13 protein-coding genes and 1 pseudogene are annotated in these 15,191 nt (G+C 72.1%); 4 read left to right on the plus strand and 10 right to left on the minus strand.

The window, feature by feature from the left end; genetic code table 11:
• Positions 1–200: 200 nt before the first annotated feature.
• A complete protein-coding gene (locus tag DT057_RS21495) occupies positions 201–1,094 on the minus strand; it encodes a DMT family transporter (RefSeq protein WP_128564152.1) in 894 nt (297 codons plus the stop codon).
• A 174-nt stretch (positions 1,095–1,268) separates the two neighbouring features.
• Here DT057_RS21495 and DT057_RS21500 point away from each other — a divergent pair, with 174 nt between their 5' ends.
• Positions 1,269–2,153: a YihY/virulence factor BrkB family protein gene (locus DT057_RS21500; RefSeq protein WP_128564163.1), complete on the plus strand. Its 885-nt coding sequence runs from the start codon at positions 1,269–1,271 to the stop codon at positions 2,151–2,153.
• Between the two features lie 37 nt (positions 2,154–2,190).
• On the opposite strand, the gene DT057_RS21505 is transcribed toward DT057_RS21500, so the two are convergent.
• Positions 2,191–3,963, minus strand: coding sequence for a glucan ABC transporter ATP-binding protein/ permease (locus DT057_RS21505; protein ID WP_128564153.1), 1,773 nt, complete (start codon positions 3,961–3,963; stop codon positions 2,191–2,193).
• Positions 3,964–4,282: 319 nt separating this feature from the next.
• Between DT057_RS21505 and DT057_RS21510 the strand changes: the two genes are divergently transcribed.
• Together DT057_RS21510 and DT057_RS21515 are read left to right on the plus strand one after the other, a co-directional pair.
• The gene (locus DT057_RS21510) at positions 4,283–5,056 is read left to right on the plus strand and encodes a motility protein A (protein WP_128564154.1); all 774 of its coding nucleotides are present in this window, start codon (positions 4,283–4,285) and stop codon (positions 5,054–5,056) included.
• A gap of 40 nt (positions 5,057–5,096) precedes the next feature.
• Positions 5,097–5,930, plus strand: a complete 834-nt coding sequence (locus DT057_RS21515) for an OmpA/MotB family protein (protein WP_128564155.1) — start codon at positions 5,097–5,099, stop codon at positions 5,928–5,930.
• Between the two features lie 27 nt (positions 5,931–5,957).
• On the opposite strand, the gene DT057_RS21520 is transcribed toward DT057_RS21515, so the two are convergent.
• Entirely contained in the window at positions 5,958–6,467 is a 510-nt protein-coding gene (locus DT057_RS21520; RefSeq protein WP_203236343.1) for a CAP domain-containing protein, read from the minus strand.
• Positions 6,467–9,157, minus strand: coding sequence for a DUF3772 domain-containing protein (locus DT057_RS21525; protein WP_128564157.1), 2,691 nt, complete (start codon positions 9,155–9,157; stop codon positions 6,467–6,469). Before DT057_RS21525 ends, DT057_RS21520 begins: the two co-directional genes overlap by 1 nt.
• Positions 9,158–9,790: 633 nt before the next feature.
• Between DT057_RS21525 and DT057_RS21530 the strand changes: the two genes are divergently transcribed.
• On the plus strand, positions 9,791–10,339 hold the full coding sequence (locus DT057_RS21530; protein WP_128564158.1) for an HNH endonuclease: 549 nt from the start codon (positions 9,791–9,793) through the stop codon (positions 10,337–10,339).
• Positions 10,340–10,352: 13 nt separating this feature from the next.
• Here DT057_RS21530 and DT057_RS21535 read toward each other — a convergent pair whose 3' ends face one another.
• From DT057_RS21535 to glmM, 6 genes and pseudogenes are all read right to left on the minus strand, one after another.
• Positions 10,353–10,712 (minus strand): hypothetical protein, encoded by a 360-nt coding sequence (locus DT057_RS21535; protein ID WP_128564159.1) that lies wholly within the window; start codon positions 10,710–10,712, stop codon positions 10,353–10,355.
• Positions 10,713–10,803: 91 nt separating this feature from the next.
• The gene (locus DT057_RS21540) at positions 10,804–11,589 is read right to left on the minus strand and encodes a glucose 1-dehydrogenase (protein WP_238313238.1); all 786 of its coding nucleotides are present in this window, start codon (positions 11,587–11,589) and stop codon (positions 10,804–10,806) included.
• A 73-nt stretch (positions 11,590–11,662) separates the two neighbouring features.
• Positions 11,663–12,580, minus strand: a complete 918-nt coding sequence (locus DT057_RS21545; RefSeq protein WP_128564160.1) for an outer membrane protein — start codon at positions 12,578–12,580, stop codon at positions 11,663–11,665.
• A gap of 176 nt (positions 12,581–12,756) precedes the next feature.
• A complete protein-coding gene (locus DT057_RS21550; RefSeq protein WP_128564161.1) occupies positions 12,757–13,590 on the minus strand; it encodes an outer membrane protein in 834 nt (277 codons plus the stop codon).
• Positions 13,591–13,859: 269 nt separating this feature from the next.
• Positions 13,860–14,786, minus strand: a complete 927-nt coding sequence (locus DT057_RS21555; protein WP_128564162.1) for an outer membrane protein — start codon at positions 14,784–14,786, stop codon at positions 13,860–13,862.
• 152 nt (positions 14,787–14,938) lie between these two features.
• Positions 14,939–15,191: pseudogene (gene glmM, locus DT057_RS21560) on the minus strand (phosphoglucosamine mutase); the annotation flags it as partial.

Genomic DNA, 15,191 nt, shown 5'->3' on the forward strand with positions numbered 1-15,191 from the left:
CCGGTCGGGTGCTGCTGCGCTGCACAGAGAACGCTCGCCGAGCCTAGATAGACGCGAATGCCCGCCTTGTAGAGGGCCGGGCCGGCCGCCGCGGGCCGACTTTAGAGCAACCTCGCCGCCGGCCCGCGCCCCGGCGTGGCGCCAAGCCCCGGCGGGCCCCGCGGATTCGCCGCGGCGGAGGGGGACCGGGACGGGCCGCCTCAGCCCCGGCTCGCGATCGCCACGCCCGCCACCGCCACCAGCATGCCGAGGACCTGCACCGGCGCCAGGGTCTCGCCGAACATCGCGAACGCCATCGCGGCGGAGACCGGCGGCACGAGGTAGAACAGGGCCGCCACCCCCGCGACCGCGCCGCGGCGGATCAGCGCGAGCAGGATCAGGATGCCGCCGACCGAGAGGCCGAGCACCGCCCAGGCGAGGCCGGCCAGGACCGGCAGGGTGGGGTCGAAGCGCCCGCTCTCGGTCAGGAGCGCCAGGGGAACGGTCAGGACGGCGGCGCCGATGAACTGCACGGCCGCGTTGGTGCGCAGGTCGACCGCCGCCGCGGTGCGCTTCTGCCACAGGGTGCCGAACGTGATCGCGACCGTCGCGCAGAAGCAGACCGCCAGGGCCTCCGGCGGGAACCCTCCGCTCGCCGCGCCGAGCTTCGGCGCCAGCACCAGCCCGGCGCCCAGGAATCCGACCGCGATGCCGAGCCAGCGCCGCGCCGAGACGCGCTCGCCGAGCAGCGGGCCCGCCACGATCGCGGTCAGGAGCGGCTGCAGGCTCGTCACGAGGGCGGCGATGCCCGCCGGCAGCCCGCGATGGACGGCCCAGAACACGCCGTCGAGGTAGATCCCCTGGAGCAGCACGCCCGCCAGGAGCGCGTCGCGCCAGCCGCGCCAGCCGGCCGGCCAGCGCGCGCCGGCCGCGAGCGCGAGGCCGGACAGCACCGCCACGGTGCCGGCGTAGCGCAGGGACAGGAAGGTCAGCGGCTCGGCGTGCGGCGCCACGAGGCGCGCCACCACGAACCCGGTCGCCCAGATCAGGACGAACACCCCGGGTGCGAGCTGCGCGGGCAGGAATGCGGCGGACGCGGGCAGGAGGCGGGTCATGATGCCCACGCAAGCAGCACGACCGTTGCGGCCGCGCAACCGGCGGCTGCGGAGTGCCGCCCTGCCGGGCGCGCAGAGCTCGGCCGGCGGCATTTCTCGGTCCCCCGCCTTTCCCCCGGCCGCCGATCCGCCCTACCTGAGGCGTCAGCCCGCCCGGAAGACCCCCGCTCCGTGATCCGTCCCCGCACCGCCCTGGAGATCGCCGCCATCGCGGCCCAGCGCTTCGTCGCGCATGACGGCTGGGCGATCGCGAGCCACATCGCGCTCTCGCTCCTGACCTCGCTGTTCCCGTTCCTGATCCTCCTCACCGCCCTGGCGAGCCTGTTCGGCACGAAGTCCCTCGCCGACGAGGCCGGCAACCTCCTGTTCGAGATCTGGCCGAGCGAGGTCGCGAGCCCGATCGCCGCCGAGGTCCACCGGGTGCTCACCGAGCAGCGCGGCGGCCTCCTGACCCTCGGCGCCGTGCTGGCCCTCTACTTCTCCTCGAGCGGGGTCGAGAGCCTGCGGGTCGGCCTCAACCGCGCCTACGGGCTGCGCGAGATGCGGCCCTGGTGGCTGACGCGGCTCGAGTCGATCGGCTACGTGATCTGCGCCGCCTTCGCGATGCTCGCCTTCACGTTCCTGGTGGTGCTCGGGCCGCTCGTCTGGCGCGGGCTGGTCCTGGTCGCGCCCGGCATCGAGCCCCTCGGCCTCACCATCACGGTGGGCCGCATCGGGCTCACGGCGCTCCTCGTCGCCGTGGTGCTGATGATCGCCCACAAGTTCATCGCCGCCGGGCGCCGGCCCTGGCGCATGGTGCTGCCCGGCGTGGTGGTGACCCTCGGCCTCTGGGTGCTGGCCGGCCTCGGCTTCGGCATGTACCTCGACCGCTTCTCCAGCGCCTACGTGTCGACCTACGGCGGGCTCGCGACCGCGATGGTGTTCCTGGTCTTCGTCTACTGGCTCGCCGCGATGTTCCTGTTCGGCGGCGAGATCAACGGCACGGTGATCGCCGCCCGCAGGCGGCGGCTCCAGGCGCGGGCGCAGACGCGGCGCGAGACCGTGAAGGTGATGCTGTGAGGGCGCCCCCGCGGCCCGGGGGCCGCCGGGTCCTCCCTCAGGCCGCCAGCGCGTAGGCGGGCTCCGGCTCGCTCGCCATGAACTGCGCCCGCGCGAGCTCGGCGAAGCGGCCGCCCTGCGCCACCAGCTCGTCGAAGCCGCCGCTCTCGACGATCCGGCCCTGGTGGAAGACCAGGATGCGGTCGGCGTTGCGGATGGTCGCCAGGCGGTGGGCGATCACGAAGGTCGTGCGGCCCTCCATCACGGCCTCCAGGGCGCCCTGGAGCTTGCGCTCGGTCGAGGCGTCGAGGGCGGACGTCGCCTCGTCGAGGATCAGGACGGGCGGGTTCTTCAGGAGCGCCCGGGCGATCGAGAGCCGCTGGCGCTCGCCGCCGGAGAGCGAGCGGCCGCGCTCGCCGATGACGGTGTCGAGGCCGTCGGCCTGCCGCGCTATGAACTCCGAGGCCTGGGCCCGGTCGAGGGCGTCCAGCATCTCGGCGTCGGTGGCGTCGGGCCGGCCGACCTGGAGGTTCTCGCGGATCGAGCGGGCAAACAGCATCGGCTCCTGGAACACCACCCCGATGTTGTGGCGCAGCGAGGCGAGCGCGAGGTCGCGCACGTCGTCGCCGTCGATGCGGATCACGCCCCCGTCCGGGTCGAAGGCGCGGTGCAGGAGGCCGAGCGTCGTCGACTTGCCCGATCCCGTGGTGCCGACGAGGGCCACGGTCTCGCCGGCCCGGGCCGAGAAGGAGACGCCGTCGAGGGCCGGGCGGCGGCCGTCGTAGGAGAAGCGGACGCCCTCGAAGCTGACGTCGCCGGTGAAGCGCGCCACCGCCTTGGCGTGCGGCCGGTCGTGGACCGCCGGCACCGTGTCGAGGATCTCGAAGAACTCCTCCATCTTGGGCGCCTGCAGGAAGATGCCGTTGACGAAGGCCACCACCTGGTCGAGGCGCCCGACCAGCATGGTGGCGAGGCTCATGAACGAGACCACCTCGCCGATCGAGGCCAGGCCGTGGGCGTGCAGCACGATGCCGGTGACGAAGATCGCCGTCATGGTCAGGGTCGCGGAGGCGCGGGTCGCCACGGAGGCGAGGGCCCACCAGGACAGGACCGGGATCTGGGCGGCCAGAAGGTCGCCGATGATGCCGTGCATCGCGTCCTTCTCGGCCTTGGCCCGGGTGAAGGACTGGATCACCGCGACGTTGCCGAGGGCGTCCGAGGCGTGGGCGGCGAGGCCCGAATGGTAGGCCTCGACGCGCCCCTGCAGCGTCTCGGTCCGGCGCAGCACGTAGGTGGTGAGCGCGGTGAACACCACCACGAGCGCGACCAGGATCGCGCCGAGCTGCCAGTTGAGGAACAGGGTCAGCGGCAGCAGGATCACCAGGGAGACGAGGGCCGCGCAATGGTCGCGGAAGAACCCGAGCCAGGCCCAGGCCATGCCGTTCGAGCCCTCCAGCATCGCCTTCAGCACCCGGCCCGAGTGGTTGGCCGAGTGGAAGGCGAGCGGCAGGTCGAGGACGTGCTCGAAGTAGCTCGCCATGGCGCCGAGGCGGCGCCGGTGGGTCAGGCGGTCCGCGTGGAGCGCGATCATCACGCCCGCGCCGATGGAGAACAGGCCGAAGCCGACCCAGGCCCCGACGAGGAGCAGGAGCTCGGCGGTGCCCCCGCCCGCCGGCAGGTGGGTGAGGCGGTCGACGATGCGGCCGAACAGCACCGGCTCGGCGAAGGCCGCGACCGCGAGCGCGACGTTCGCGGCGGCCAGAAGGCCGCCGAGGCGCAGATCGGGACCGAGCTGACCCATGACCCGGACGTAGAGCCTGAACAGCCGCATGATCGTGAGAACTCCGCTGAGGAAGACCCGCCCGGGCCCTTGGGGATCTCTCGCGGATCCCGGAGTCGGCTCGGTTCGCCGTGCCGTTCCGTCGCCTCCTCGGCGGCCGGTCCGATCACGCAGGGCAACCATGGCGGATCGTGGCTGAACGGCGCATGACGGGGCAGGTGCGACAGGGCGCCTTTTACGGTTCATTGAGCCTGATCGGGCTAGCGTGCTGAACGACGCGTGCGGCCCGGCGACGAGGCCCCGCGCGCGGATCGTTACGAGGCCCGTCCGCACCGCCGGACGGGTCCGGGCCACGGAAAGCCGACCTCAGATGGATCTCGCAACCGGAATCGGCCTCGTCGGCGGCGTCGCGGTCGTGTTCGTGCTGATCATGATCGACGGCGGCAACTTCGCCGCCTACTTCGACAAGCACGCCGTCATCGTGATCTTCGGCGGCGCCACCGCCGCCACGATGCTGCGCTTCCCCTTCTCGGTGATCATGCACGGCATCCCGATGGGGATGCGCTTCGCCTTCACCATGCGGTCGATCAAGCCGCGCGAGCTGATCGAGGAGATCACCAAGATCGCCGAGATCGTGAAGAAATCCGGCCCGATGGCGCTTGAGAACATGGACATCTCGGACCCGTTCCTGGCGCAGGGCGTGCGCTACATCGCCGACGGCTACGACCGGGAGTTCATCCGCGACACGATGGAGCGCGACCGCGACAACTTCCTCATGCACCTCGACGAGGGCTCGAAGGTGTACCGCGCCTTCGGCGACTGCGCCCCGGCCTGGGGCATGATCGGCACCATCCTGGGCATGGTGACGATGTTCGCCAACATGTCGGACCCCTCGAAGCTCGGTCCCGCCATGGCGACGGCGCTGCTCGCCACCCTGTACGGCGCCCTCATCGCCAACATGATCACCCTGCCGATCGCCGACAAGTTGCACGTCAAGCTCGAGGAGGAGGACGTCTCTCGCTCCCTCATCATCGACGGGGTGCTGCTGATCCGCGACGCCAAGAGCGCCTCGCTCGTGCGCGAGATGCTGATCGCGTACCTGCCCCACAACCACCGCGACGAGTTGGCCGCCGAGGCGGCCTGACCGGCGGCGCGGGGAGCGGGCGACAGGGAGGCTTCGAGCGGTGGCCAAGAAGAAGCGGGGCGGCGCGCACGGGGGGCACGGCTGGTTCGTGACCTTCGCCGACCTGATGGCGCTCCTGATGAGCTTCTTCGTGATGATCGCCGCCTACTCGACGCAGGACCAGAAGAAGCTCCAGGCGGTGGCGGGCTCCATGCGCGACGCCTTCGGGGTGAACAAGGAATCTCGCTTCAACGGCATCATCGAGAAGGACGGCCTGCCGAGCGCCACCAAGCTGCGCGACGTCCGCGACGTGCCGCCCGAGAAGGCCTCCGACCGCACCACGCCGCCGACGCCCGACGAGATCTTCGCCGACGGCCTGGCCCGCGAAGGCTACAAGGACGGCTTCGGCCTCGCCGTCACGTCCCTGCGCCAGGCCCTCGACGCCATGCCGGAGATCGCGGAGCTGTCGAAGAACATCGTGATCGAGCAGACCGCCCGCGGCCTCGACATCTCGCTCGTGGACCAGGACAACCGGGCGATGTTCCCGGACGGCTCGACCCGCCCCAACGACCGGACCCGGCAGGTTCTGGAGCGCATCGGCCTGACGCTGCGCCGGATGCCGAACCGCATCGCCGTCACGGGCTTCACGGCCGCCGACCGGCCCGGCCGCCGGCCCCCCGCCCCGCCCTGGGAGCTCTCGGCCGGGCGGGCGATCAGCGTGCGCGACATCCTGGCCGGCGGCGGGATCCCGGACGACCGCTTCGCCTCGGTCGCCGGCAAGGCCGACACCGAGCCGCTGTTTCCCGACAACCCCTACCTCGCGTCCAACCGCCGGGTCACCGTGACGCTCCTCAACGAGGCCCCGCCGACGCCGCGCGGCCGCGGCCTGCCGTGAGCCCGGCGGGACCGCCCTCGGCGCGGCCTACTTCGCCGTGAGCAGGGCCCAGTACACCTTGTACTTCGAGTCCGGCGCGTACGCGGTGGCGATGCCCATCCGGGTCGCCGCGGGATCGAGCATCACGGCGTTGTGGGCCGGGCTCTCGCGCCAGCCCGAGAACGCCTCGGCGAGCGTGTGGTAGCCCGCCGAGAGGTTGGCGCCGGGGTCGCCGAACCCCATCCGGGCGGCCACCGTCTTGACGATGTCGGCCTGGCTCGGCCGGCCGGCCGCCGCCATGGCGGCGGTCTCGGTCTCGGCGAGGCGCTGGAGCCCCGGGTCGAGGGCGAGGGCCGGCAGCCCCTTGTTGCGGCGGTAGGCGGCGATCATGTCGTGCGCCGCCCCGGCGTCGAGCTCGGCGCTCGTCGAGGTCATCGGCCAGTACAGGCTCGGCCCCGCGGCCGCGGGCCCCCGCGTCGCCTCGCTCACCGAGCAGGCGGCGAGGCAGGCGCTGAGGCCGATGGCGGCGAGGCGCGGGAGGCGGCCGGGCAATGCGATCACGGGACGGTCTCGGGCTGTCTACGACGCTCGGCCTCGGCGCGGGGCTCGGCCGGCGGGTGCAGGACGGTCTCGCCGGGCCGGCCCGCCATCCTGGCGATCTGCCCCAGCGCGTCCTGCATCGTGTCCAGCCCCTGCACGGTGACGATGCTCGCTCCAGGCCCAAGATTGGGGATCAGCCCCTGCTCCGACAAGGTCTTGAAGACCGCGAAGTTGAGGTCGCTCTGCACTTTCAGCTGCGCGGCGACGTCGGTGATCATCGCGATCAGCTCGAATTCGAGGAACGGGTCGCCGATCTTGCGGAAGACCACCCGGGGCGGCGGCTCCTTGAGCACGTCGGCATGGGTCTTGGCGCAGGAGGCGATCAGCTCGGCGGCCCGCACGGGATCCTGGTTGCGCAGCACGCTCACCGTGATGGCGACCCGGCCGGTGCGGTCGCCGCGGACGCGGTTCTTCACGACGCCCGAGATCAGGTTCGAGTTCGGCACGATGACGGCCGAGCGGTCGAAGGTCTGGATCTCCGTCGAGCGCACGCTGATGCGCCGCACGTAGCCCTCGTTGTCGCCGATCACCACGAGGTCGCCGACGCGGATCGGGCGCTCCCAGAGCAGCAGCAGGCCCGACACGAAGTTGTTGACGATGGATTGCAGGCCGAAGCCGATGCCGACCGAGAGCGCGCCGGCCACGATCGTGAGCTTCTCGAGGCTCAGGCCGAGATACGAGAACGCCAGCGCCAGGGTGACCAGGAAGCCGACGTAGCCGCTCACCGTCGAGATCGAGTTGCGCAGGCCCGGGTCGAGGTCGGTGGCCGGCAGGTAGGTGTTCTCGAGCCAGCGCTGCACCGTCCGGGTCACCAGGATGCCGAGCGTCAGGAGCCCTATGGCGATGGCGATGGTCGAGAGCGAGATGGTGACGCCGCCGACGTTGAAGCCGAAGAACGCCGCCCGGGCCGAGGCGTAGATGTCGGTGGAATCGACGCCCCAGGAGGCGAGCAGCAGGATCGCCGCCGCGGTGATCAGCACCACCCGGACGAAGCCGGTGATCAGGACCGCGATCTGGTTGAGCGAGCGCTTGCGCAGCCCGGTATTGGCCTGGAGCGCGGTGGCGAAGCGGCTCTCGTCCTGGAGCGTGCCGCCCACGAAGGCGTCGACGCTGACGATGGCGAGGTAGAGCAGCGCCGCCGCGATGGCGGTCCACATGAGCTGGTCGATGAGGAACGACGACAGGGCGATGTAGCCGCCGAGCGCGCACAGGCCGATGGCCGCCACCACGACCCAGCCGACGATGCGCAGCGGCCCGCCGATGCCGGTGCCCGAATCCGCCGCCACGTAGGGGCCGAGGCAGGCCTCGTCGGTCTCGGCCCGGGCGGCGAAGCGGCGCAGGCCCTCCCCCAGCACCACCGCGACGACCGCCGCGAACACGCCCTTGGTGACGATGGTGACGGGCAGGCCGACCGCGATGCTCTCGTTCATCCCCTCGATCGTCCGGCCGACCGCGATGACCGAGGCGATGGCGATGACCACGCGGTTGAGGCGCTCGGCGGTGGCGTCGCTCATGCCGACGAGGCGCCAGGCCGGCCGGTCCGGCGACAGCAGCGCGTCCGCCATCGCCTCGACCACGGCCACGAAGGCGAGCGAGGCCACGACGCGGTGGGCGACGGTGAGGAGCCGGCCCGGGAGCAGCCCGGTCTGGTCGAGGGCGTACCCGACCACGAAGCTGCCCGCCACCGCCGGCACGGCGCCGATCAGGAAGACCCGCCAGGCCGCCATGACCCGGGCGCGCCGCGAGGGCTCCTTGGCGGACGTCCCGCGGTGGCCGATGCGGGGCGCGATGTGGCGCCGCCCGATGTAGAGCGCCACCGACGCCCCGATCGCGAGGGCGAGCAGCGCCAGGTTGAACGGCGTGCCCCGGCGCTGGCCCTGGGCGATGGTGTCGGTGAGCGCCGTCTCCAGGGCCTTGAAGTCGCGGGCGACGTCGCTGGCGGCCCGCATCCACAGGTTCGGGCTCACGAGGCCGTCGGTTCGCTCGAACAGGGCCCGGGTGAAGGCGGCGCGGCGCCGGTTGCTGATCTGGTCGGAGAGCTGGTCGCTCTGGACGAGGAGCGAGCGGGCGAGCCGGAGCGTGTCGTCGATCTCGGCGACGCCGGCCTCGCGCTGCGCGCGTTCCTGGGCCACGTCCGGGGCCTCGGGGTCCTTCGGCTTCGGCCCGAGCTGGGTCAGCCGCTCCTTGGCGGCCTCGAGGCGCGGGCCGAGCTGGTCGATGACCTGGCGCAGCCGGTCGGCGACGGGCTCGATGCCGTCGCGGACCATCGCGAGGTCGTCCTTGTTCAGCTCGCGATGCGTCAGGGCCTGCTCGCGCTGGTCGAGGTCGGCCTTCTCGGCATCGAGCTGGGCGCGGATCTGCTTGATCTGCTCCGAGATCGGCGTCTGGGGCTTGGGCGTCGGCGCCTCCGCGGGCGCGTCGGCGGCCTTCTCCTGGGCGGCCCTGGCGTCCGCAGGCTTGGCATCCGAGGGCTTGGCGTCTGTCGGCTTGCTGTCCGTGGGCTTGGCCGCGGGCGCGAGCTGCGCCACCGCCGGCTTCTCGGGTCTCGACGCCTGTCCCTGGGCCGCCGCGGGTGCCGGGGCCGCGAGCCCCGGGCTCAACGCGGCAGCGGCCGCGAGGGCGATCATCCATCGGCGAAGCAACGTCATGCGCAATCCTTCTCACCCGCGGGCAGGCTCGCCTTCCCGTCGGCGTCACCGGGTCTGGGCTCCGCCGGAGGGCCGCAGCCGCCGGGTGCCGGCACGCCGACGACCCGGATCGTCCCCGGCACCCTAGATCATGCGGCCGGGCGGCGGAGCCGGACGGGCCGGAATCGCGGATCAATGGGGCGAAAAATCGCCCGCCGGGCGAATTCGCCCCGGGCCCCGGCGCCGCCGCCGCGGCTTTCGATCCCGGGCGGGCGCCCGCCGCGAGCCCGCCCGGGCCGCCGCGGAATGCCTGTGGGCGTGACGAGACGCCCCGTCCGCGAACCTTCACAAGGCTGTCACCGTGCTATTAGACTAACCCGCAATGGACTCGGCCTTTTCGTTCTGCTGCGGGGAGGTGGCGTTGATCGTCCCTTGTCGGCAGCGCAGACGGCGCCCGGATCGCATCCCGGCCCCCGCTCACCACGGTGCCCGCCTCCGGCGCACTCGTGGCGGCCTTCCGCCGTGTCCCCTCACTCCCCCCGGCCAGCTCGGAGGATAGGCGATGCTCCCCATCACCTGTCCCGGCGGGCGACCCGAGGACCGGCATCGCGCCGGGGCGCCTCGGTGCGGTCGGTCCGTTGTCAGGGCAGGATGATGCTGGATCTTCAAACGCTCGTGCTCAACGCGGATTACCGGCCGCTCTCGTACAACCCGCTCTCGCTGTGGTCCTGGAAGGACGCGTTCACCGCCCTGTTCCTCGACCGCGTCACCCTGGTGGCGAGCTACGACGTCGAGGCGCGCTCGCCGAGCCGATCCCTGAAGGTGCCGAGCGTGGTGGCGCTGAAGAGCTACGTCGCGATGGCGCGCAGCCCCGCCTTCACGCGCTACAACATCTACCTGCGCGACACGTTCTCCTGCCAGTATTGCGGCCTGCGGCTGCCCTCCGGCGGGCTGACCTTCGACCACGTGGTGCCGCGCTCCCGCGGCGGGCTCTCGAGCTGGGACAACGTCGTGGCGGCGTGCAGCCCGTGCAACCTGCGCAAGGCGAACCGCACGCCCGAGGAGGCCGAGATGCCCCTCCTGAGCCTGCCCCGCCGGCCGAGCCGCTACGAGCTCCACCGCCGGCAGCCGGAATTCGACCACCGCCAGTATCACCACACCTGGGTCGACTACCTGTACTGGGACAGCGAGCTCGAGACCTGACCGGCGGCCGCCCTCACCAGGCGGGGAAGACCGGCGGCGGGATGTTGTAGATCGGCAGGCCCGTGGGGCGCGGCATCCAGGCCTCGTAGGCCTCGCCGTCGGTCTCGCCCCAGGAGACCGGCTGCACCCGGCCGACAAGCCGCCCTCGGCCGACGGGCCGCCCTCGGCCCGCGTGGGCCCGCCGGACGACCGGCCCGTGCCACAATGCCCGAATGGCGCGCGGCTCGTCGCCGCTGGGCGGGCCGCCGAGGCGCGGATCGCCCGGCGCCGGATGGCCCCCCGGCAGGCCGTCCGCGGCCGCCTGGGCTGCGAGCGCGAGGGTGAGCAGCCCGGCAGCCAGGGCGGGGCGGATCGTGCGGGCGGGTCCGAACATGGAACATCTCCTGGGCCGGCCCCAGGATCCCGCACGAGGCGCCACCGGCGGCTTAACCGCCGGCCCGCGACGCCTCGGCATGGTTTCCGCCCTATTGCGCGGTGACGCCGCCGTCGATCACCATCTCGGCCCCGGTGACGAACCCGGCCTCGTCGGAGGCGAGGTAGGCGGCGAGCCCGGCGATCTCCTCCGCGGCGGCGTTGCGGCCGAGGGGCACCGAGGCGCGCAGGCGCTCGCGCAGGGCCTCCGGATCCCGGCCGCCTGCCGCGAGGGCGTGCAGCATCTCGGTCTCGGTGAAGCCCGGATGGATCGAGTTGCAGCGCACGCCGTAGCGCTGGCGGGCGCAGTGCAGGGCCACGGACTTGGTGAGCAGGCGCACGGCGCCCTTCGAGGCGTTGTAGGCCGCGAGGTTGTGGCCGCCGACGATGCCGGAGACCGACGAGAGGTTGACGATGGTCCCGCCCCGGCCGGCGGGCGGCTTCATCACCCGCACGGCGTGGCGGCATCCCAGGAAGGTCCCGTCGACGTTGACGGCCTGCACCCGGTGCCACTGCGCGAGGGTGATGTCCTCGATCGTGCCCACGACCGCGATGCCGGCGCTGTTGACCAGGACGTCGATGCCGCCGTGGCGCGCCACGGCCGCGTCCATCACGCGCTGCCACTCCTCGTCGCGGGTGACGTCGAGGGACGCGTCGTAGAAGACCGGGCTCTCCGTGGCGGCGCGGCCGGCCCCCTCGGCGTCGATGTCGGCGAGCACCACCGCGGCGGCGCCCTCCAGCGCGAAGCGGCGCGCCGTGGCGAGCCCGATCCCGCGCGCGGCACCCGTGACGAGCGCGACCTTGCCGGCCAGACGCTGCATGAAGACCGCCTCCCCCATCCACCTCTCCCGGGTGCGCGGGAAGGGTGGAGCGGTTCGGGCCCGCCCGCAAGGGGCTCTCAAGTCCGCCGGCTCAGAACTTCACCGCGGCGCCGCCCCGCACCGTGTTCACGTTCAGCTTGTGGCCGTCGAAGTCGTTGAACAGCACGTACTGGTACTCGGCCCGCAGGATCAGGCCGGGCGTGATCGCGTATTCGAGGCCCGCACCGGCCGCGATGCCGCCGACGATCTTCTCCTTGCTGCGGTGCAGGATGTCGGGCGCCGCCAGGGTGCTGCCGCCGGGATTGCCCTGGATGAAGTTCGCGTAGCCGGAATTGTTGACGTAGACGCGCTGGGACGGGTCGGCGAGCGCCTGGTTGCTCCGGTAGGTGGCCTGGTCGTACTCGTAGGCGCGCACCGCCACCGTCTCGGAGATCTGCGCGCGGCCGACCGCGAAGCCGCCGGTCACGTAGGGGAGGAAGCCGCCCACGGTGTAGCCGAAGCGGGCCCGGATCGTGGCGTAGTCGTCGAGCCGCGTCGCCGCCTCGCCCGACAGGTTGGCGCCGTAGAGGTAGCCGTCGCTGCCGACGATGTAGCGTCCCGTGCGGTCGGCGCTGCGGCCGGTGATGCCGGCATGCGTGTAGTCGAACTCGACGCCCGCCACGACCTCGTCGAACTGATAGTTGATGCCCGCGAAGGCCCCGAAGGTCGCGCCGTCGCGGCGGGAATCGACCGCGCTGAGCAGGCTCGAGGCCCCGAGGATGCTCTCCAGGGCGCGGCCGCGCAGGTGGTCGGCGACGAGGGGCTGGAACACGCTGCCGAAGCCGAAATTCGTGCTCGACCAGCCGCCATGGCCGCCGACGTAGATGCCCTCCCACGTCGCCAGCGAGGGCGCCGCCACCGGCTCGTAGCTGCCGCCGCGCAGGCTGCCGAAGTCGAAATCCGCAGCGCTTGCCGCCGTTGCCTCGAGGAGGCCCAGGCAGCCGAGTAGACCGTAGATCGCGATACGCATGAAAGCCGTCCCCGGCAGCAGCCTCGATGCCGCTGTCTTGCCGCAATCGGCACAATGCATTGGTAACCTTAAGATTGGGTTGCCGATGACGGTGCGCGACGGATCGTGCCCGAAACGAGAACTGCCCGGCGCGGGGGCGCCGGGCAGTTCTCGAGCGAGAGGCGGGTGGCCGGCGATCAGTAGACCGGGGCGGAGCTCCCGAGGCCCGGCAGCGCGAAGCCGTTGCCGAAGGCCCAGCGCAGGCCAACCCTGAACTCGTTGGCGGCGATGTCCTTGATCCGGGTGTTCTGCGTGTAGACGTCGAAGCCGGTCCGCGCCTTGCCGATCTCGAGGTAGCGGTAGCTGGCGTCGATGCTGACGCCGGCGCCGATCTCGTAGGAGAGGCCCGCCATGGCGGCCCAGGCCAGGCTGAGCGCGGTGTGGCTGGAGCGGGCGTCGTAGCCCTGGGGGCCGATGGCGTAGATCGGCTGGGTGTCGCCGCAGGTGGTGGTGAAGCAGGTCGTGCCGGTCCAGGCGTCGTGGAAGCGCTTGCTGGCGAAGCCCACGCCGGCACCGACGTAGGGCGTGAAGCCCCACCAGGTGCCGAGGTCGGCGTAGACGTTGAACAGCCCCGTCAGCACGTCGAGCTTGCCGGCCTCGGTGTTGAATCCCTCGGTGAACAGGGTGCGCGAGCTGTAATCCCGGAAGCGGCTGCGGGTGCGGGCGTCGACGGTGATGTCGGCGCGCAGGAAGCTGTTGAAGCGGTAGCCGACGCCGCCGCCGTACCCGTCGGTGTCGGAGAGCCGGAAGCCCACGAGCTTCGCGCCGTCGGTGCCCGGCAGCGTGTCGTCCTTCGGGTGCCGGAAGTCGCTCGCCGTGAAGTCCCCGCGCAGGTACCAGCCGCCGCCGATCTCCACCGGAGCGGCCGGCGGCGGCGGGGGCGGCGGCAGCAGGTCGGCCGCCAGCGCGGGCGCGGCGCCGAGCAGGCCGAGCCCGAGGGCGGCCGAGATGCGGTGACGGAACCGAGCCATGAATCGCCCTCTTCTGCCCCTTCGGGCGCTTGAGCCCGGGCGTCTTCGCGATTGTCGTGCGCGGGCCTGCTGCCCGATGTCCCGACACTGGCATGTAAAGGTTAGCAGGCGTTTAACCCTAACCTTTGACCACGAGTCCCCGGACCGGGCGCCCCGGGGCCGGCGCGGATCTCCCGCCGCGGGAGCCGCCGAGAACGCCGACGGCGCCGCCCCCCGGAAGGGAGCGGCGCCGTCGCAATCGTCCCGCGCAACCGGGTCCGGTGCCCGCCTCAGTACTTCCGCACGAGCGGGCCGGGCATCGGCGGCGGCTCGTAGGCGGCCACCACGGGCCCGCCGAAGAGCCAGCGCATGCCGAGCTTGATGTCGTGGGACTCAATGTCCTTGACCTTGAACGGCCCGTAGACCTGGCCGCAGAAGCAGTTCAGCGCGCCCGAGCCCGCCTCGCCGAGGTTCAGGTAGCGGTAGGCGAGTTCGAGCCGCAGGCCGGGGGTGACGGCGTAGGACACGCCGGCGTGCAGGGCCCAGGCCAGGCTGTTCTTGGTCTGCGTCTTGTAGGCGCCGCCGCTGATGCCGCCGGACTGGCTGCCGGCCAGTTCGGGATTGTCCGGGTAGCTGACCTTGGTGACGTTCTGGCTCGTCTCCGACAATCCCGACATGCGGTTGAAGGCCACGCCGACGCCGCCGCCGATGAAGGGCGAGAACCCGTAATAGGTCCCGAGGTCGACGTAGCCGTTCACCAGCACGACGGCGGCCGAGTAGTTGCCGTTTGTCGATTCGTCGGTCTGGCTGCTGTAGCTCGTGCGCAGGCCGGAGCCGTCCGTGTAGCTGCCGCCGGCCTTGATGCGGTCGTTGGTGCGGAAGCCGCTGGAGAAGCGGTACTCGCCGGTCACGTCGCCGCGCAGCCAGTTGTTGAACTGGTAGCCGACGCCGATGCCCGCGAAGCCGCCGCCGCCCAGGTCGCTGTTGTAGTACTGCACAACGTCCGGCGCCGGCAGGGTCGAGACCTTCGGGGTGGTGTAGATGCTCGCCCCCACGTCGCCGCGCAGGTACCAGCCGCCGCCGAACTCCACGGGCGGCGGAGGCAGCGGCGGCGGCGGGGGTGGCAGCAGGTCGGCGGCGTGGACGAGGCCCGGCGCGACCACGCCCGCCGCGAGCGTGAACGTGCGCGCCAGCGCGAGTGGCTTGCAGCGGCCCATGACGGTTCCTTGCTTGAGGGGCCGCGAGGCTTCGGGCGGCCCGTCCGGAAGACGTCACGACTGTCCGCGCAATCGGTAAACCCGCGCTTAACGTTAAGCCTTAGGCTTGCGAAAGCGTTGCATTGGAGCGGCGTCGCCGCGGAGCGCCCGTCTCAGGCCGCGACCTTGCGCAACGCCTCCACCACATCGTCGACCACCCGGACCACGAGGTCGCGGTCGTCTCCCTCCGCCATGACGCGGATGACCGGCTCGGTGCCGGAGGGCCGGATCACCAGCCGGCCGGCATTGCCGAGGCGCTGGCGCGCGCCCTCGATCGCCGTCACCACGCTGTCCTGGCGCAGGGGCTCGCCCCCGGCGCCGTAGCGCACGTTCTTGAGCACTTGCGGCAGCGGGTCGAAGCAGTGG

It is taken from the genome of Methylobacterium crusticola (assembly GCF_003574465.1).
Classification (GTDB): Bacteria; Pseudomonadota; Alphaproteobacteria; order Rhizobiales; family Beijerinckiaceae; genus Methylobacterium; species Methylobacterium crusticola.